The following is a 19,853-nucleotide window of genomic DNA, read 5'->3' on the forward strand; positions in this document are numbered from 1 at the left end:
CGTAAGTTTTCCAGTCAGAAGTGCCATGGGTGCCAAATATTTTTCGATGCTTGCCTCTTGGTTGGTACATAATCATAAGCTATGTTTCGCATCACGAGTTGAATCAGGGATGCGCCAGATCTAGCGGTTGTGGGGGAACACATAGTTGATCGCTCCCCTAGTGTTAGCGCCATCATCTTGATCAAACGATATTTGAAAACTAACAAGCAGACGCAGATTGAACTGGGACATCCGGCACGCCCGACGAACTTCTAACAAATCCTTGTCTGGTATGATCAACACAGCAAATAGTCGATTGACGAGAGTACATGATGAGTAAGATCACGGCCGGAGAGTGTGTACATCTGATCAAGTTCACGCAATGGCTTGAACACTGGGACAACTTCGAATATTCGGTAAAAGGACCTAGCCGTAAGCCCAAACCCAACCTATATATGTTTTCGATGAACGCAGCTAAGTTGCGACAATACAGCGACGTTTACAGGCGGCAGCGTAGTTCAGATAATGCTGAGGGTATCCAACGAGACCGCGATGAGAAGCGGACCGATCGGATCAGACGTTTTGTCCAGGATGGCTACCCATACGGTGATTTGAAGGAAAATCAACGCAACCCCGATAGAGAAGTTTTAAAAAAGCCAGGTTGGCTTCCCACCGCGATTGTTGTCAACATTCTTGAAGAAGGTGACCCTAGAAGAGGCAAGGTTCTTAATCTAGGACAAGGTGGTGTAATCATTGAAAAAAATGGTGTGTGCGAACTCCAGTTGCCCGACATTTCAGAGTTCGAGGCAGACGCTATTAGACCGCTTGAAGTTATTGATGGCCAACATCGTCTTTGGGCATTCGACGATAGTCTCACCGGTGACTACGAGTTACCAGTGGTCGCCTTCCATGGCCTCGACATCGCATGGCAAGCCTACCTCTTTTGGTCGATCAACGTTTCGCCAAAGCGGATAAATCCGAGCCACGCTTTTGATCTCTACCCTTTGCTCAGAAATCAGACATGGCTAGAGCAGACCGGTGATTTAACGGTGTACCGCGAAGCGCGCGCGCAGGAGATTACGGAGTGGCTTTACAAGCACCATCAGAGCCCATGGTTCAACCGCGTAAATATGCTCGGAGAAAGTGGTGCTGGACGGGTCAGTCAAGCCGCGTTTGTCAGGTCGCTGACTGCTGCTTTTTTTGGAACTGGTAGAGGAACTTCGGGTAGATATGGTCTATTCCAAGCAGCCTTTGATGAAAATGGTGAGCCCTTGCCATGGACAAGAGCACAACAAGTTGCGTTGCTATTAGAGTTTTGGACCCTTTTGGCTAACCAAATCGGTAACTCAACAGAAAACTGGGTCATCGCATTTCGACAAGCCGACAGAAACCCCCTTGATGACAAGAGCGTCCTGCTCAACCAAGACATGGGTGTACGAGCGGTACATGCTGTTGCCAACGATATTCTTTTTGAAAAAGCTTCACAGTGGGGTTTGAACTCATGGTCTGTAGACGTTTTTGATGAAACAGATACAAGCGAGGATGATATAGACACAGCTTGGGAGTCCTTGAAAAACCAGGAATTTCATCGTAAATTGAGATCTCTAACATCTTCGTTGGTGAAGTTCGACTGGCGGTCTCTTGATGGACCAGGCGTCAGAGATGATCGTGATCTCGAGTTGACGCGACGTGCCTACAGAGGAAGCGGCGGATATACCTTACTTACAAAAGACATCCTGAGAGTTATCGAAGAAGCGAGTGATCCAAGCGCTTCCAGTGCAGGCCAAGATTTGCGCAAGCAATCATAGCAATGACAGTGAACTTTGATCCCTGTCGCGTAGCACAAGCGAGCTCCAACCAGATAGCCAACTCTCAACAGAGCTTTCGTGCAAAAGAAGTGCGAGATTGGCTAGCACTTCCGCACCCTGCCACGGGTGGTCAGGTCTTAGACACAAACGGAATTCCAATTAAGAAACTGTGCGATGCAAGGAGTAGATTCACAGAAAATCAGCTCGTTACGCTTATTGCGGCTGCAGGTCCAAACCACTGTTTAGATGGCTGGGGTTTCCTCGCAAGATCAGCCTCGTCGTTGATTTCCCGCGACAGTCATGCGGCGCGCCATTTTGCGTACTACGCTCAGCTCCGCGCTGCTTTGAGTATCCTGGCAGCATCAGGGATTGGCATATTCAATGGGCTAAATTTTCTCACTGATAGCGCTGGCACAATATTAAAGCTCGAAGATAATAGGGAAACGAAACGGGGTACGGGAACCCATGCAGTTGTTTGGCCAGCACTCGAGATATGGGCAAGTAACGATTCGAACGCGGAAGCTTTTTTATCAAACGTAAAGGTTCACGGTGTCCCCCTTTTAGACAGCGTTCGATCTATCTGGCCTAGCAGACAAGCCAGCTCTATTGTTGCACCTTTGATACATAACTGGGCATTAGATTTAACTTTAGGAACACAACATCATGTTCAGCGAAATATCTCAAGCTATGCCCCACATCAGTTAAATCAAATAGATGGCGACTTTAAGGAGGATATGGGATTTATTGCGCAAACATGGGAGTTACTCAAGCCCTCCTCCGCTCTTGGGTTTGATGAGCTTGATATTCACCTTTTACGAAACACGCTACAAATGCTCCATGAAACCGACAATGCACAGGTGGACGCAGCGAATGCGATGCCACTCGGTGAGTCTGCAATTGCGAGTCGGTTCGATGAGCTGGAATCCACACTAAAGCAAGCTGTTTCTTTGGAATTTCTAATCGCGAACCGGTCTGTAGATGAACCAAGGATTTTTACTTCAGCGCGTGACAATGGCAGCACTTCCGTTTCAATGATATCGCGAGCTGTACTACTCTTACGAGCTGCGACAAGTTTCACGAACGCTACCTTCGCTATGGGTGGACGATCAGTCGACGGCTCCGACCTTCGGCCTTGGCTGGATCCGGTAGCTGTTTCACGAGGGTTTGCGGCCGCCGCATCATTACCAACACAAATGTCTGATTTGTGGGACGAAGTCAATTACGCCGTCGAAGATTTTCAGGGCGTAGTATCGAAAAATCGCATGGATGCGCGAGAATTCTACAATAATGCTGCAAACGGGCTGCCAATCGTAGCGCAGTTCGAAAGGGCAGCGTTGTGGAGCTTATGTCCTTGAAGTATATGGGCTCTAAAAGAACGATGCTGAAGAATGGATTAGGCGATGTAATCGATAAGTCTATTGCGTCGGCGCCAAAGGTATATGATCTTTTCACTGGGTCTGGTGCAGTCGCCTCGCATATCGCTCAACGATATCAAAAGGCGGTGATTGCGGTCGACCTACAAACCTTTGCAGTAGTACTTGCGAAGTCCGTTTTGGAGCGAGACAGTGCGATAGCCGACAACAGTTGGATATGTCGTTGGTTTGCTAGAGCATCGGCGGTCCAGGACATGGCAATGCTTAAGGCCGCTTCAGATCTCCAAGAAAGCTTAATTACATTAGAGCCGGAGGTTGCTGCTGCTTTGGCTCGTAAGATTGCCACGGAGACAGAAAATCATCCAATAACCAGTGCGTATGGTGGATATTACTTTTCGCCGCTTCAATCAATGTGGCTTGACGACCTTCGCCGGACACTGCCAAAGGTGAAGGAGCATAAGGATATTGCCCTTGCATGTTTGGTGCGAGCAGCGAGTAGTTGTGCAGCAGCCCCGGGGCATACGGCTCAACCGTTTAAGGCAAATCCAACCGCGGGTCCGTTCCTAATAGAGGCTTGGTTGCGGAACTTACCCAAGATAGTTCGGGAAACCGCGCTGTTTTTGAGCACGCAGTATGCAAAGGTAAAGGGGCGCAGTTTTGTGATGGATGCGAATATCGCAGCACATGACGTTCAAGAGGATGATCTTGTCTTCCTAGACCCACCATATTCTGACGTGCATTACAGTCGCTTCTATCACGTTTTGGAAACCGTTGCCCGAGGTGAAGTCGGATCCATAAAGGGGAGTGGGCGCTATCCGCCACAGGAGGAACGCCCTAGATCAGACTACAGCTTGAGGACTCAATCGCGGACAGCACTAGATGGGCTTTTATCAACTCTTGCAAGTAGGGGGGCAAATGTACTGATGACTTTTCCGGCGGGGCAGGCGAGTAATGGGCTTAGCGGTGCTGAAGTCATTGAAGCATCGTCTAAGCACTTTAAGCTGATTGAAACAAAAGTCACATCACGGCTCTCCACGCTTGGCGGAGATCGCAAGCACCGAGCAGCTCGACAAGACTCTGAAGAGTTGATTCTTTATTTGTCTGCCAAGTAGTCCGCCGCGCAGGACTTTAGCGGGCACTTGCTATGGCGACCGAAATACGGACAAGGTCTGACCAAGTCACCGGTGGACCTATGCCAGTTCGACCGTATGGAAACAACGAAGATTGAAACCTCACTGACACCGAATATGATTAAGTTGTCCCTGCAACGCCTACACAGTATGTGTGACTGCGCATAATCATTGTTATGTTAAATTAAATCGTTGCCAGCGGTTGTTCTGATTAGGAAGTAACACGGAGATTAGTCACCTCAGTGGAATGCGCCCTAACGTCTTCGAAGGGACTGTAATCCCCCCATTTATAACCGCAGTTTTCGGTAGAGGGTTAAGCCGCCATCATTAACTGCCTGGGCGGCACGCCGCCAATGGCGGTATTCGGTCTTTCGTTATTGTATTGCCAAAGCCATTGTGTGGCTAAAGCTTGGGCATGATCCAGCGAAACGAACGAATGAAGATCAAGCCACTCATGCCGGACTGTTCGATTGAAACGCTCGATGTAGACATTCTGTGTCGGCTTTCCAGGCTGTATATAGATGAGCGTAATCCGATGTTCGTTGGCCCACGCCACTAACGTTTGGGAGATATATTCCGGGCCATTGTCGCAGCGAATTGCCGCAGGTTTACCCCTCCACTCGATGATCTGATCTAATGCCCGAATCACGCGTGGTGCCGGCAACGAGAAGTCCACTTCAATTCCCAGACCTTCTCGATTGTAGTCGTCGATAACGTTAAACGTCCGGATCGTTCTACCATCCCTGAGCCCGTCAGACGTAGCAGCTAGTCAGCGACCAGCGCGTTTTCACCATCTAGCTTTGCTATGCCAATCTTGGCCATCTCACGCCGCGCGGATGGCCTTACAACTGGGTCTGCCCCTCTTCATGGGCATTCCCTCGAGGGCTTCCTGACGCAACTCGGACTTGATGCGCTCCTCGGCATACATTTTCTTGAGCTGGGCGTTCTCCGCTTCCAGTTCCTTCAGACGCTTCATCATCGAGGCATCCATGCCGCCAAACTTGGCGCGCCACTTGTAAAACGTCGCTGAGCTCATGCCGTACTCCCGGCATAGATCTGTTACCGGCGCCCCGGCCTCTGCTTGCTTCAATATTGCCAGGATCTGGCTGTCGGTGAATCGAGACTGTCTCATTCTGCTCTCCTTGTTTGAGCATCATAAAAGTCTCTACTTAAACCCTCGACTACTTCCTGGGGGGATTACACAAGCACATATCCAAGTAATACAAAGCGCAAGATATACCGGTATTGGAGAGCCAAGGCTGTTTAACCAGATTTGCTTCGACAACACCAAAATCAAGATGCAAGCCATAGCTAAAAAACAAGGTACGTATAAAGGTTGCGCCGCTAGGTTTAGCGCGCTTGCCAACCCTGTCTGAGCCGCTATTGCTGTTAGAAACGAAGCTGCTGCGGTAAGTGCTAGAAACGAATTTCTAGCTCCAGGCCAGAGCTTCTTGGCTTGTGTGTCTTTTGCCCTATGGACTGAGGACAGAGGACAGAGGACAGAGGACAGAGGACAGAGGACAGAGGACAGAGGACAGAGGACAGAGGACAGAGGACAGACTATCAAGCGCCTCTTCTCGTAGTTCGTTGATATGACTTATCATATTTTTCCCCGCTTACTTTTCATACAAATTCTGTGCACGCGTCCGGCTCTGACGTCCCTATTATGGTTTGTCTCGCCCAAATGCTCGAAAAGGTGCAGTAACAATCTCGTGGGCTACGCTGTCATTCTCGAGGCTCTAGCATCGATTTTTGGCTCAGTTTCACACCATCTTAGCGAGATTCACGGGCCTGATCCTGATGGAGAACGCCAAAATTAGTGGGGTCGACACAGAAATTATTGCTCTGCCAGCTTGACCGGGTCATGTTCGTGATTAGCCGGCCTCAGGCAGCTCAGCTCCGAATGCCGTTTTTCGAAACAGGTTCGCAGTTCGCCGTTGTTGTCTGCATTAGGCAGCGTGCACCCTCTTGCGACCAGTTCAATAGGTTTACCATACGCTTACAGCTCTCGAGACCGTCTGACTAATGCTTGCAGCCGCTTTTACTGTAAGTAGGACTGCGGAAAAAAGCGTGACGCACACAGTGACACTCCGACGCGATCAAACTAGGGCTGAAAAAAATTCCAGGAGCCTGATCTTGATGCCCGCCTTCCTAGTTATCGCTAGTAACCACAGAATTCGCCGCTTGCGCTTGATTGGTCGCAGATGGATTGCTGGTACCTGACACAATTGAATACAGCCGTGTCTTGAGGACAGCAATCGCAGGGAAACTCTCGACGTCAAGGTGTTTTCTCACTGCGCGTGCAAGAGAGTTCGTATCTGTCAGTCCTAAGGATTTTGCGTATCGTTTGAGGAGCTCTTTTCCAGGAAGAAGCTTGAGGGCTTCGTGCACGTCTCGACCGGATTTGATAGCTTGCAGACGGGTACGCTCATCCTCCAATGCGGCTTTCACACTCTGTTCATCAAAAACGGTGTTCGCATGTGCCATTTGCGAGCTGACGTTTTCGATAAAAGCTCTCTCTAGGTCAGCGTAACTAGCTACTTTCTTCAGTGTTTTCGACGGAACTGAAGGCCGAATATTTAAATTTAGTCTAGCATTCGTGCGTTTGGCGCAGATTTCTAGTTCATTTTCATTCAAGTAATCAAAAAGTTCTTGTTCGAATTCCGCTCGGCTCAATGGTTTTTCGAGTGTTCCCAATGCACCGGCAAGTGCGTGAAGCAGTTCGGGGTCGCAAAGATAGTTTTCCGCCTCATGCATGCCTAGTACGATCAGCCCCTTATTTTCGAGGCTTTGCACTGCGTCGTCAGATTTGAAATCTCTGTCAATGATCCCGGTTAGTCTCACTTCCGGGGAAACGCGAGCCCACTTCCCGTGACGGGTCGCCATTGCCGTAACGTCCTCGCTTGCACCAACTGGCGACGGTACAACGTTGAGCTCGCTTAGTATCCAGCGATAGAAGATCCCGTCAAAAGACTCGTCATACCCTTCCACAATTAGTGCATTTTTATGGGCAATTAGAGAGGGAATATTTCCAAGTAGTGCTTTCTGATCTTCGAACGAAAGCTCGTCCAATCCTGCCAATTCTTGAATGCTCTCATCGTTATTACTCAAGACAAGCAGACGCTGAACAGTTTCACGAAGAGCAAAGTTCACGCTGTGCGTAGCGTATATAAACACGGCAAGCGGCAGCAAGCTCTCGATTGATGTCCAAAGGCGGTTCGCAAGGCCAGGATTCAGATTCAGTTCGGGTTCATCAACGAACAAGACACTCTGCTCCTCAGTCAACTCAATTACGTCAACAAGTATCGAGAACACCTGCTTCTCACCGTCAGATAAGTCGTGGGGCCATATTCGCTTCCATTTTTTTTGCACAGGAGCCTATTGTCCGAGCGTCTGTACCTCAGAGATATCGTAGGAAAAATGTCGTTGAATATTTCGAATACTCGATCCATTGGATCTTGCGGAAGTCTTGGCATTTTGCCATTAGCACCTTCCACCTGCCAGTTAACGACCGAATCAGAATGCTCAATCTTTGCATCGACACCAAGTTGTTCGAGCGCCTTTAATCCGTGGAACAACCGCCCTGTGAGTGTTTGAGCACGCTTCTGCTTGAAGCCGTTTAATATCTGGTCAATTGTCGAAAATTCTCCAAAATTCCGGTTATTTAACGTTAGGGAATCAAACATGGTCACTGCCCGACCACCTTCAATCCGTACGGGCGTGTACCCTGGAAGAGATCCGTCGCTGTGGCTTTGCATTTCCTGCAAAAGCTTTGATTTACCAGTACCGTTAGATCCTAGGAGCACATTTACCCGCTCGAACACAAATTGCTTTTCGCCCGTACGCGATGTTGTCACATAGAATTGTGTCATTACATTGAGTCGTATCTTGCTAAAAGCGGAGTTTTTGAAGGTACTCCCGTAACTCCAACCTTGCAAGATCTGGCATTGCGATCTATTGCAGGTATTTCTTAATCTGAGCTGTTTAGGGTGAAAACCCCAAGGTCACCAAATTCAAGGAGACCTAGGCTCTGTGTGTCAGCAATGACAACCCGGTCAGCGAAAGCGCCTTCAAGACGTTGAAATACCAGCCCGACTACCCCGGCAGGTTCACCGGTGCAACGCACGCCAGACAGTGGTGCAACGACTGTTACCGCTGGGCTAACACCCAGCAGCACCACCACAGCGGACTCAATGGCTACACGCCAGAGCAGGTGCTCACCGGCGCCTATCGGGAGGTAGCCGTCACAAAGCAAGCGGCCCTGGATCTACGCTATGCCCAGAACCCGGAACGCTTTGTTCGTGGAAGACCGACCGTGAAGCTGCCACCCTGCGAGGTCGCGATCAATCCGATCAGTGACGAGGACATTGCCGAAGGCGTCATCGATGCCGTCAACTTCCCCACGCTGCGGGCGGCAGGGCATGCATCAAATGGAATTTAACTGCTGAGCAAAGTGTCCATATGAGGTTGACACGTTCCGTAGGGAAAACACATGGCATTCAGAAAATCTCGGACTTCGTTGTCGCGTAACCCCGTGAACCAGCCTGCACCATGATGTAGATTTGGTCTTTTTGAAACAGTACTTAGCTTGCATAGTTCACTGTGAACTCACGTTCTTCCTCAAAGAGACCTCAACCTGCATAACCATACTTACCAGCCGAATCAGAATTCTCGAAGGTATCAGTTTCATGACGGCGCTTGAAAATTTTTAGATGCCCCTTTTTCTTAAATGCACATATAGCAATGTCACAATCCAACAGTCGATAATCTCTCCTGTGGATCAAGAACAAGTAAACGTTAAGCATTCGGGGAACCGCTAGATCGGCAGCTGAAATCGCCAGACCTAAGCATATGCATCAACACCGCGCAAACACAAAAGACGATCACTAAGTGTTTCGCCGAGTGGCCACTAATCAACCCGTTTGTTAGCGCCAAAAACTGAGCATCGTTTATCTCAAATGGCTTAGACGCAGCGTAAGCAACCACTGCGCTCAAAAGCCATTTATAACTCATAGAGCGCGCACACCGGAGAAAGCAGCAAAAGGCAACAAAGCAAACTACAAAGATTTGGAAGGCGACATAGTACAAGATATTTTCTAGTCTACTTCCTGACGTCAAACACCAGTATAGCATCGAGGAAACGCCATAAATGCCGGAAATAGCTACGACTCTCAGCGTTTCTCGACTACCAAATACCTTTAGGCAAGCAACTCCAACCAAAAAAGTTGCAGAAAAAACAATTGAGAGCCTGTCCCCGACCAGCGATACGTTATTGGGTGCGAGGTGATATAGACTCGAGGTGATACTAACCGAAGCGGTAGAGAGGAAAAAACAGCCAAAGATGAATGCCGCAAGCACCTCCCTCGACTCACGGTAGAGCCTAGTAACGCAGAATAATGCAACGATAGAAACTACCACGTAGGGGAAGTTGGTGAATACGTCGATGGCGTTTGGCACACCAAATATTGTTCTTTGGTCCGCTAGCTGATGATAGTCCGCTGGCTGTGGCAAAGGCTTTATAGCGGAGATTACGAACGAAACTACGAACAAAATACCTGCTGACGCTAGCTCGATAGGCGATCTCATTAAAAACACCGCGGAGTCAACTGCGCCCTACAGCTGAAACGCCAGCCGGCCAATCTGGAAGATGCCAAGCATAAGACCGGCCAACGCAAACAATGATAAGGCCCAGCCGATAGATCCAATCCAAAAGACCGGGATTACAAATTTCACAACGAATACTTCCCCGGCAAGGTGCCTCAAACGCTCCCGTCGAATTGCATCAATCCAAACATAACCGGCACACATGCTAAACCCTGATGCAGTCGCAGAAAAAAAAAGGTTCATCGCGTATTAGCGGGATATAGCAAGTAGTAGAGGCGGACAGCCAATCGGTTTAGGTTGTAAGTGCAACCAAACAGCCGACCGAAGGACCGCCGGGGTTCTACCCCGGGGTCCTAGGGATTTTGCCTCCAAATATTGCAAAAACCGCTGCAGGCCGCGCCAGCTGTGGTTTCTGGAGGCCCATTACTTATCGATTGTCGGCCGGTAGCCATCAATCGATTCCATTAAATCCTCAAGTTTTGGCAATTCACCTGTCGGTGCGAATGTGTATCTACCCCGGAGGTTGATATTCTCCCAGGCTACAGGTGAGGCCCGCTTTACTGTTTCCAGAGACATTGCATTGCCTTGATCCTCAAAGCTGTCCAGCAGATTACTGAGCACTTTTGAGTTGAAGTAGATGATGGCATTTGCCACCAGTCTGGCACTTTCGTTCCAGATCTGGATCTCCTCATCGCTATTACCCCGGAATCGGTCGCCATTGACGTGGCTAATCGCCCGTCTCAGCTGGTGATAGGCTTCACCCCGGTTCAACGCTCGCTGAACGTGATTTCTAAGGCTGGCGTCGTCAATGTAGTTCAGCAGATATTGGGCTTTCAGCAGCCGGTTATATTCGGTCAATGCCTCCAGTAATGGGTGATTGTGCTTGTAACCGGATAGTTTACGCACTAACCTGGCCTGACTGGTCTTGCGCTGAGCCAAAGAGACGGCAATCCGCTGGATGGTGTCCCAGTGAGCCATGATACGCTGCGTGTTGATCGGCTTGCGCAACGATATATGCACTTGCTGGTTCTTGTCTTCGGTGATGTTGAATAGTTCATTGATGACCCTGCCGACCTGGGCATATCGAGGTGCGAACCGATATCCGAACAGGTCGAGCAGGGCAAAGTTCACATGGTTTACTCCATGAGTGTCAGTTGAGAGCATGTCGGGGACTATCTCAGTACTGTTGTTCATCAACAGGTCAAAGATGTAATGGGATTCATGCTCATTGGCCCCGATTACCCGGGCATTGATGGCCATATGATTGGCATTCAGACTGACCGCGGACACGCCTTTGCTGGTCCCGAAGTATTTTGAGGAGTACCGCGTGCGGAATGTCTCGCGTTTGGCTTCGAACTTCTGACCATCGGCACTGGCGTGCAGAATATCTTCCTGAATGTTGTAGTGCTTGAAGATACTCAGTCGTGTAGTGGCGTTGTTGATGCGGTCATTGGACGCATTCAGGGTTTCCAACCGAAGGTAGTTCGCTTGGATAGTGCTGAGTTGTTCATAGGTGCAGTCAGAAATCTGCGCGATGCCATAGATGCCCTGATTAGTGGCATTGGCAATCAGTATCGCCAGCAGATCCACTTCGTACTGACGGCTTTTCGAGCTCAAGCCCAGCACATGTTGGAAGTCGTCAATGAACCCGGTATCCCGATCCACTACGCGCAATACATCGGCGATGCTGACCGCTTTCATTTGCTGGAAGAACGGGTTATTCACTAGGTGCTTCTTGCTGGCTGTAGGCAGCCGCCAGTGATGTTTGCCGTCTTTCGGTCGCAAAATTACGTCCCTGGTATCTGAACGCTCCAAATAGTGGCTGACTTCGTGCAACCGAAGGGTCAGCTCATCCGCCATGCGTGGAATCAGACGTTTCGGATCCTCGCTGATATTGGGTTGCTGAGTGCCCTCCACCAAGGACCCCTTCTGGTTTTTCCAGATCTCTGGCTTCACGAGATCATCCTCTAACGCCCGATATCGAATGACTTCCGGCAGCGTCAACTGGCCGTTTAAGCGGTTGGGTATCTGCAGATACAAAAACCATTCATACTTGGATTTGTCTATACTGCCATCGGGTTTCGACAGCAATGGCCGTGTGGCTTTCGGTAGTAAACGCTGATCAATGCTGACATCGCCGAGCCTATTACCGGCGACCAAATCCAACCGAGCTTGGGCCAGGGCCCCGGCTAACCGCCGCGTTTTGTCGGTACCGTCAAAACGCAGACAGCAAAAGAGCGAACGCAACAGTCCGGCTCGCAATGTGGACTCCGTATCCAGGTGCTGCCAAAATGCCTCCTCCGCCGACTGTTTCTGATTACTCAGGTATCGGCAGACTGAGTTCAGGTCGCTGACATTGAGAAACTGGAACGCCCGTTGCTGTACAGCTTGAAACGACGTATCAGGATCGATGCTGTCATCAACGAACAGGTGTAAGATATCAGCAGCTTTGCTCACATTGCGAGCTGCCTTTTGCCAATCCCGATAGACCCGTTCTTGGGCCATTTGATGCGCACGTTGTTTCACTTGCCGGAGGTGATGTATGAACCCTTCCGCAATACGTTCCAGGCCCTGCTGGTGCCGCGACTGCAGATAGCACAGCAAGTACAGGCGCTGGTTAGCAAGCGATTGACGTTTAAGTTTGGCTCCGTAGTAGTCACCCGTTCGGCATAGTGTTGCTGGTTTTTCTGAGAGAGAGAAAGTGACTCGAGTACAGTCGTCACATCCGTCATCCACGGCTGAATATGGTGATACACGGCTATTTCTTTTTGCAACTCGGTGCCGGTAAAATTGCGGGCGCTCTGGCGTAGTTGCTGGAATGTAAACTGGCCTTCACCGGAAACCAGTGTGAGCAACATAGTTGATAGACCTTGGCTGCAAGCGGCGTCGATCTGGTCATGCAATCGTTTCTGGTGCTGGCCAATAACCTGACTGACGATCTTCTGCAGCGTACTATAGGCGGGAATTGCGATTTTCTGGCGAGCCAAATATTCGATTGCAGCGTCAAAGACTGCTCGGGGCTCCACCCAGCTTTCAGCACAGGTACACAAGTGCTCGACAAGCTGTGGCTGATGTCTTTTATCGTTCCAGTTGCTGACGCCGACGATCGATAGAACACGCGCATAGATACGGGATTTTTGGTCAGGTTTCAGGCTAAAACGCCTGAAGGTAAGGTCCCTATAGTGAAATCGGGCTATGAATACCAAGTCGTCCTGCATTGATTTGTACCTTGGGTTAAGCAGGACCGGTTTGCATTTGAAGTAGCCCAGCAAAGCAATCGCCACACAACGATATTTGCGTTGCCTTATTCTCGATATCTCCGCTAGTTCTTTGTCATTCAGCATAAAGTAGAATCGCTGGTATGACTCATTGAAGGATGGGACGCCATATAGATCCTCGACCTCGGCAGCAGTGAGGATTGATAGCCGCTTGTTTCTGCTCATTCTTTGACCTAAAGGTCGAAGAAGATACCGAATTTCTCAGCGCATTAGAAACTAATAGCCCCCTGCAGCCCACGGATGGCGGGGCCTCCGGCGGTTTTTGCAATATTTGGAGGCAAAATCCCTAGGACCCCTATTTGATCCGGCAACCGCCTTGAATTAAGGCTGCGGTGACGGCAATGGGAGAAAGGCACATGAGTGGAAATAAAATCGATCTGGATCAAGTTTTGGAATCCATAAACCCGGATTTTCAGTCCACTTCCCAGACAGACCTATTGGCCGATCAAAAGAAATGGGCCTTGCCCGTTATTTTACGCCGCCAGGCAGCAGAACGACCGGATGCCCCGGCCATGCAATTCGAGCGAGAGCCCAGCCTTAGCTATGCGGAGTTGGTTGATAAGATAGAAACCATTGCAGCAAATCTACATGCTCAGGGTATCCGCCACGGAGATCGGGTCGCGTTGATCATGGAAAATTCGGCGGAGATGGTCTTTGCCTGGTTTGCTATCAACTTCCTCGGTGCTGTTGAGGTACCAGTCAACCTGGCCTTGCGCGGCCAATTTCTGGTTCATGTTCTGGAAAATAGCGGCGCCAAAATGGTCATCGTCGATGACACCCTGATTGATCCATTGATCGACATTGCCACTGAAGCGCAGAGCATCGAAAGTGTGGTCGTAAATGGCGAGAGCCTCAGCAACATCCCCTGGCGCCATTTTTCATGGCATGACTTGGAAGAAGCGGTGACGCCGGCGCTGCTGGAAGAAATTCGCAAGATTGATGTGGTTTGTCAGGATCCGGCGGCGATTATGTATACCTCTGGCACCACAGGCCCAGCCAAAGGTGTCTTGATGTCCCATGGCCACATGTATTTTTTCGCCTGGCTGACCGGAGACATGTTACGGCTCATGGCGCGAGATGTTTTCCTGGTAGTCCTACCGCTGTTTCACGGCAATTCTCAGATCATGCAGATCTATGCCACACTTATCAATGGCGGAAAATTTGTCCTCTACCGCCGCTTCACCACCAATGAGTGGATTGAACAGGCAATAGAGTGCGGTGCTACAGTGTCCAGTCTCTTAGGAGTGATGGCGCAATTCATCTTTGACCGGCAGCCATCAAAACGGGATCGACAGATGAAGATTACCCGCATGGTAACGGTGCCGTTGCCTGCGGCCATCGCGCATGAATTCGAAGCCCGCTTCGGCACCATTTGCGTCGAGGCCTATGGCATGACGGAAACTAGTCTGCCGATATTACGGCGATTGGAGGATCCGCTACGGCCGGGCAGTTGCGGCCGCCTTAACGCCGATTGGTTCGAGGTCGCCATCGTCGACCCGGAAACCGACCGCATCCTTCCCGCCAACGAAGTCGGAGAGATCTTGGTGCGGCCAAAATATCCCTGGACCATGTTGATGGAATATTTCTGCATGCCCGAACGGACGGTAAAAGCTTGGCGTAACCTTTGGTTCCACACTGGAGACAGTGGCCGCTATGACGAAGACGGCTACTACTATTTCGTCGACCGGCTGCAGGACCGCATCCGCAGGCGGGGGGAGAATATCTCTTCCTATGAATTGGAAGCAGCCGCAACGGAATATGATCACGTCTTGGAGGCCGCCGCCGTCGCCGTTTCGGCCAGAGAGGGCGAAGACGATATTAAGATTTGTCTAGTCACAAAAGACGGTGATTTGGACCGTATGGCCTTTTTGGAGCATTGCAAAAAACGAATGCCCTATTTCGCAGTGCCCCGCTATTTCTGTGTTTTCGATGCGCTTCCGAAAACGCCCAACGGCAAGGTTCTAAAGCGAGAATTGCGCGGGGATAACGGCAAAAGCTTTTGGGACCGGGAGGCCGACGGCATTTACATTCGCCGAGGCGCCTAACTTTTTTAAGGACAAAATTTATGTCGGAAAGACCGCTAAGCAGATTGAGCGGAGCTGAGGCCATCGCCAAATTTTTGAAGGCCCGGAGAGTCAAACGGGTTTATGGCGTAATTGGTGGGCATATCCAGCCGATATGCGATGCCTTAGTCCGCATTGGGATCGATTTCGTAGATACCCGCCATGAATGCGCCGCAGTTTACATGGCCCATGCCGAGGCTCGCTTGACCGGCAATTTCGGGGTCATCATGGCTACCGCCGGGCCAGGAGTGACCAATGCGGTGACCGGCATCGCCAATGCTGATGTGGCGCGGGTCCCGGTCTTGGTAATCTCCGGCCGCGTGCCGCGGCCCCAGGATGGCATGTCTAGCATGCAGGATATACCGCAAGCCGAGATCGTCCGGCCACTGTGCCGGCGGGTCGAGGTGGTTTGGTCCGCGAGCCATATCCTGCCCCGGCTCGACGCGACGGTTCGCGCCGCCATGGGAAGTGATGGCGCGCCGGGGCCGGCTTATATCGATTTCGCCACAGACATTCAGCGGGAAATTTTACCCAAGGCCGATCTAAACCCAGCCTGGCTGGAGCCTTGGCAGCCATCGGTCATGGAACCGGAAGCAGATCAACTGGACGCTGCCGCCGCCTTGTTGCGCGCGTCCCGCAGACCCCTGGTTTTGGCAGGCCAGCAGGTGCATGGCTGTTGCGCGGAATTGGAGGACTTCTTGGAAAAGACCGGGGCGATTTATCTGGACACGACGGAAAGCCGCGGCGCCTTGCCTGGAGGTCATCCGGCGAATGTCCCGGCGATGCGCGGCAATGCTATGAAGGAATCCGATGTCATCATCACCCTAGGCCGCAAGCTCGATTTTCAAGTGGCGTTTGGATCACCCGCCATCTTTGGCGCCGACACTAAGTTCATTCGTGTCGGGCGGAATGATGACGATGTCTCGGGCAACCGGCGGGCGGATGCGGAAATCAAGGCCGATGTGGCGCCAGTGTTGCGGCAATTAACGAATCGGGACATCGCCCCCAGTAACCCAGACCGCTCCTGGTATAAGGAGATCACCCAGCGGAATGCCGAAAGGAAGGAGGGCTTGGTCAACAAGATCCGCCAACTTCCCTCTCACGATGGCATCCATCCATATTCTTTAATCGATGCGGTGAATGCCCATGTGGATGAGGAGACCATTGCGGTAATCGACGGCGGCGATATTCTGTCCTTTGCCCGAGTGGCGATCAGCGATGCTGCAGCCCTTTTAGACCCTGGGGCGCTGGGCTGCATCGGTGTTGGCGGGGCCTTTGCCAACGCCGCTGCCCTTTGTCAACCGGACAAAAAAGTCGTCGCAGTGATCGGCGATGGATCCTTCGGCTTTAACGCCATGGAAATCCACACAAGCTCACGCAAGGATGCCAAAGTGGTGATGGTGATCGCAAATAATAGCGGCTGGAATATTGACAAACATGATCAGATAGAAAATTACAACGGCAACCTTGTCGGAGTCGAACTAGGATCCTGCCGCTATGATCAGATCGCGACGGCAGTAGGCGCTTATGGCGAGCGGGTTGAAAAAATTGAAGACCTTCCCGGTGCCTTGGAACGGGCGTTTAAAAATGCACCGGCGCTCCTCGATGTGGTCGTCGACCCGACCCCGCAATCACCGGACTTCCTAAGCGGCATGGCATATGTCCATGACCTGCAGGTACTGGGACGCTGGCACGAGCAGGAAGTCAACTGGCGGGCGGAATAGTCTGCCACAGGTCGCATGAGTTTTTTGACCTCACTGGAGATAGTTGCGCGGTAAATCTCAGAAAGCTTAAAGGAAACTGTTATGACACAACTGCTAAAGGACAAGGTCGCATTAGTCACCGGGGGGGCGTCAGGTATCGGCTATGAGACTGCCCGTTCCTTCCTGCGCGAGGGTGCCCGCGTCATGATCGGCGACATCAATCTCGAACAGGGCCGGAAGGTTGCTGAGGAGCTGTCCTCACTGGGAGACATTGCCTTTGTCGAAAACAATGTAACAGCTGAGGCATCCTGCCAGAATGCGGTCGAGCACACGGTCAAGCGATTTGGCCGCCTGGACATCGCCGTCAACAATGCGGGTGTGATAGGCGAGACAAAGCCCCTGCTTGAATTATCCGCGGAGGGCTGGCAGCGAACGATGAATATCAACATCAACGGGGTGTTCTTCGGGCTGAAAGCCCAGGTAAATCAGATGCTGGCAACCGGTGGGTCGATCATCAACCTGGCATCTATCGCCTCGAAGATCGCCACACCGAGCTGCGCGGACTATATCACGAGCAAACACGCCGTGGACGGTTTGACGAAAGCGGCGGCGTTGGATTACGCGACTATGGGCATTCGTATTAATTCAGTTGGCCCTGGCGTTATTGAAACGCCGTTGCTTGGCACTATAGGGCAGACCAAAGATGCACAGGGCTCGATAAAGCACGCGATAGGGATGCACCCGATGGGAAGAGTGGGCAAGGTCGGGGAGGTCGCTAACCTGATCACCTGGTTAGCCAGTGACCAGGCGTCGTTCTGTACTGGTGGTTACTATCCAATCAATGGCGGCTATCTGGCTCAGTAACTACCTGTCCCTCCTGAAAATTCGATCGCCCTGATTTTATTGACTATTCCTAGCAACCGATGAAGGATGGCAAACATGCCATTCTTTATTCTAGCGGTCATGTTTCTGCGTTCAGTGTTCAAGTCTCGGCGTCAATTGCTTCTTGAGAATCTGGCATTGCGCCAACAGGTGACCATGCTCCGGAAATCCGTGAAACGCCCTCGCGCTACGGTGGCGGATAAGCTGTTCTGGATTCTCTTTTCACGCTATGTGGATGGCTGGCGTACAGTACTCCACGGCCTACATCCGGATACTGTCGTACGCTGGCATCGGCAGGGCTTCCGATTTTACTGGCGCTGGAAAAGTCGAGGCCCTAAGCCGGGACGACCCGCTATGGACGGAGGCCTGCGCAAGCTGATCCGAGAAATGCAGGCAATCAATATGGGCTGGGGTGCGCCCAGAATCCATGGTGAATTACTCAAGCTGGGTATCGAAATATCACAGGCGACAGTTTCAAAATATATGGTTCGTCAGAAAAAATCACCTTCGCAGACCTGGCGAACTTTTCTTGCCAACCATTCAGAATGTCTGGCGGCGATTGATTTCTTTACGGTTCCCACTGCCGGATTTCGAGTGCTTTATGTATTCATCGTGCTCAGCCATGATCGTCGGCAAGTTGTACATTTCAATGTGACAGAACACCCCACTGCCCGAAGGGGCTACCGGAATTAGTCTCGTTGAGCTGTAGCCGGGTTTTTTCCGGGTATCGGCCGGCCCAGTCGCGCAGGACATCGGCACTGCCATCACTGGAGCAGTCGTCGAGCAGGATGACTTCGACGTTGGGGTAGGTCTGGTCGTAAATGCACTCGAGGCGCTGGCCGAGATACTGTTCGTGGTTGTAGGCGGGAACGATAACACTCACCAGGGGCGAGCCCGATTCACCGGGCCAGGCACCGGCTGTGGTCAGCACCGACAGGTCCAGGGCAGCGCCCTCGGTAAACGATGCGTTCAGGCCGCTCAGGTACCTGCGAAGTCGATAGAAGAGAAAGTAGTGTACTGAAGGTAGCCGCGGTTTGATGTGGGCGCTGGACAAATCCCGCAACCTCACCCCATAGCGTCGCAGACGACTTTTAATTGTCACGTAATGGTCCGTAGTCTCGTACTGGCCGCGCAAAAGCTTGCGCGCTGCTTCTAGCTGGATGGCCGTGGCGCCATTCCTGACACCACTTTACTCCAGTTCAAGGCTATCACGACTACGAATAGAGCAACACCATTGGAACCCGTATCAATCTCATTTAGCCTGCAGAATCGTCGCCGCGTCAAAGCGCAGCACCCGGCCATTCATATAGGCACTCTCCATCAGGAAGGCACATGCCTCGGCGAACTCCTGCGGCTCACCCATGCGTTTCGGGGCCTCCACCATGTCTATCAGCGAATCCTGCACTTTCTGGTCCAGCCCCTTGATCAACGGCGTGGCGAACAGCCCCGGAGCAATAGAGTTTACCCTTATGCCCAGGCCACCCAACTCGCGGGCGGCCGGGAGGTTCATGCCGTTGACCCCGGCCTTGGAGGCACTGTAGGCCAGCTGGCCGATCTGGCCTTCAAAGGCCGCGCCGGATGACACATTCACCACCACGCCGCGCTCACCCTGCTCCGGCGTATTCCCGGCCATCTGCTCCACACACTTGGCCATCACGTTAAACACGCCGCACAGGTTAATGCTGATCACCTGGGCGTACTTGCTCAGCCCACTGGCCTTGCCCTCCCGATCCAGCAGTTTGCACGGCAGGGGAATGCCGGCCGCGTTGATATTGCCGTGGATGGCGCCAAACTTCTCCATCACTTTGGCAATGGCGGCATCGATGCTCTCCTCAGAGGTCACATCAGCCTGACAGAACAGCGCGTTTTCCTCTCCAAGCTCGGCAACCGTGCGCTCGCCCGCGTCCTGGTTCAGGTCGAGTATCGCGACTTTTGCCTGCTTCTGCGTTACCAGGTGCCTGGCGGCCGCCTGCCCCAGGCCCGAGGCGCCACCTGTCACTACCACTACCTTGTTTTCTAGATTCATCGGCTAG

General features: G+C 51.6%; 12 protein-coding genes and 2 pseudogenes. 8 read left to right on the top strand and 6 right to left on the bottom strand.

Annotation, left to right across the window (positions count from 1 at the left end; translation table 11 throughout):
- Positions 1 to 308 precede the first annotated feature (308 nt).
- Genes KT71_RS18730 through KT71_RS18740 form a run of 3 tightly spaced genes read left to right on the top strand, consistent with a single transcriptional unit; the run spans position 309 to position 4,272 of the window.
- Positions 309 to 1,787, top strand: coding sequence for a DGQHR domain-containing protein (locus KT71_RS18730; protein WP_023660351.1), 1,479 nt, complete (start codon positions 309 to 311; stop codon positions 1,785 to 1,787).
- A 2-nt stretch (positions 1,788 to 1,789) separates the two neighbouring features.
- Positions 1,790 to 3,142 (top strand): hypothetical protein, encoded by a 1,353-nt coding sequence (locus KT71_RS20670; protein ID WP_023660352.1) that lies wholly within the window; start codon positions 1,790 to 1,792, stop codon positions 3,140 to 3,142.
- A gap of 5 nt (positions 3,143 to 3,147) precedes the next feature.
- Positions 3,148 to 4,272 carry a DNA adenine methylase gene (locus KT71_RS18740; RefSeq protein WP_040363428.1) on the top strand — a complete coding sequence of 375 codons (1,125 nt, stop codon included), beginning with the start codon at positions 3,148 to 3,150 and terminating at the stop codon, positions 4,270 to 4,272.
- 331 nt (positions 4,273 to 4,603) lie between these two features.
- On the opposite strand, the pseudogene KT71_RS21505 reads toward KT71_RS18740, so the two are convergent.
- The 3 genes and pseudogenes from KT71_RS21505 to KT71_RS20815 all read right to left on the bottom strand — a co-directional run bounded on the left by KT71_RS21505 (position 4,604) and on the right by KT71_RS20815 (position 8,162).
- A pseudogene (locus KT71_RS21505) lies at positions 4,604 to 5,422 on the bottom strand (integrase core domain-containing protein).
- 1,019 nt (positions 5,423 to 6,441) lie between these two features.
- The gene (locus tag KT71_RS18755; RefSeq protein WP_008293746.1) at positions 6,442 to 7,662 is read right to left on the bottom strand and encodes an AAA family ATPase; all 1,221 of its coding nucleotides are present in this window, start codon (positions 7,660 to 7,662) and stop codon (positions 6,442 to 6,444) included.
- Complete coding sequence (locus KT71_RS20815) at positions 7,581 to 8,162, bottom strand: hypothetical protein (protein ID WP_023660355.1); 582 nt, start codon at positions 8,160 to 8,162, stop codon at positions 7,581 to 7,583. The genes KT71_RS18755 and KT71_RS20815 overlap by 82 nt, the downstream gene beginning before the upstream one ends.
- Positions 8,163 to 8,368: 206 nt before the next feature.
- Between KT71_RS20815 and KT71_RS20960 the strand changes: the two genes are divergently transcribed.
- The gene (locus KT71_RS20960; RefSeq protein ID WP_008293745.1) at positions 8,369 to 8,731 is read left to right on the top strand and encodes a hypothetical protein; all 363 of its coding nucleotides are present in this window, start codon (positions 8,369 to 8,371) and stop codon (positions 8,729 to 8,731) included.
- Positions 8,732 to 10,317: 1,586 nt separating this feature from the next.
- On the opposite strand, the pseudogene KT71_RS18775 reads toward KT71_RS20960, so the two are convergent.
- Positions 10,318 to 13,337 (bottom strand): annotated as a pseudogene (locus KT71_RS18775) (Tn3 family transposase).
- A gap of 191 nt (positions 13,338 to 13,528) precedes the next feature.
- Between KT71_RS18775 and KT71_RS18780 the strand changes: the two are divergent.
- From KT71_RS18780 to KT71_RS18795, 4 genes are all read left to right on the top strand, one after another.
- Positions 13,529 to 15,217 carry an AMP-binding protein gene (locus tag KT71_RS18780; protein WP_023660357.1) on the top strand — a complete coding sequence of 563 codons (1,689 nt, stop codon included), beginning with the start codon at positions 13,529 to 13,531 and terminating at the stop codon, positions 15,215 to 15,217.
- A gap of 20 nt (positions 15,218 to 15,237) precedes the next feature.
- Positions 15,238 to 16,959, top strand: a complete 1,722-nt coding sequence (locus tag KT71_RS18785; protein ID WP_023660358.1) for a 2-hydroxyacyl-CoA lyase — start codon at positions 15,238 to 15,240, stop codon at positions 16,957 to 16,959.
- Positions 16,960 to 17,040: 81 nt separating this feature from the next.
- Positions 17,041 to 17,802, top strand: coding sequence for an SDR family NAD(P)-dependent oxidoreductase (locus KT71_RS18790; RefSeq protein ID WP_008293737.1), 762 nt, complete (start codon positions 17,041 to 17,043; stop codon positions 17,800 to 17,802).
- 75 nt (positions 17,803 to 17,877) lie between these two features.
- Positions 17,878 to 18,513: a hypothetical protein gene (locus KT71_RS18795; protein WP_023660359.1), complete on the top strand. Its 636-nt coding sequence runs from the start codon at positions 17,878 to 17,880 to the stop codon at positions 18,511 to 18,513.
- Here the strand turns inward: KT71_RS18795 and KT71_RS18800 are convergent.
- Together KT71_RS18800 and KT71_RS18805 are read right to left on the bottom strand one after the other, a co-directional pair.
- Entirely contained in the window at positions 18,467 to 18,922 is a 456-nt protein-coding gene (locus KT71_RS18800; protein ID WP_008293735.1) for a glycosyltransferase family 2 protein, read from the bottom strand. The two genes, KT71_RS18795 and KT71_RS18800, sit on opposite strands and share 47 nt — an antisense overlap.
- A 150-nt stretch (positions 18,923 to 19,072) precedes the next feature.
- Positions 19,073 to 19,846: an SDR family NAD(P)-dependent oxidoreductase gene (locus KT71_RS18805; RefSeq protein ID WP_008293734.1), complete on the bottom strand. Its 774-nt coding sequence runs from the start codon at positions 19,844 to 19,846 to the stop codon at positions 19,073 to 19,075.
- Positions 19,847 to 19,853: the final 7 nt, after the last annotated feature.

It is taken from the genome of Congregibacter litoralis KT71, from assembly GCF_000153125.2.
Taxonomy (GTDB): domain Bacteria; phylum Pseudomonadota; class Gammaproteobacteria; order Pseudomonadales; family Halieaceae; genus Congregibacter; species Congregibacter litoralis.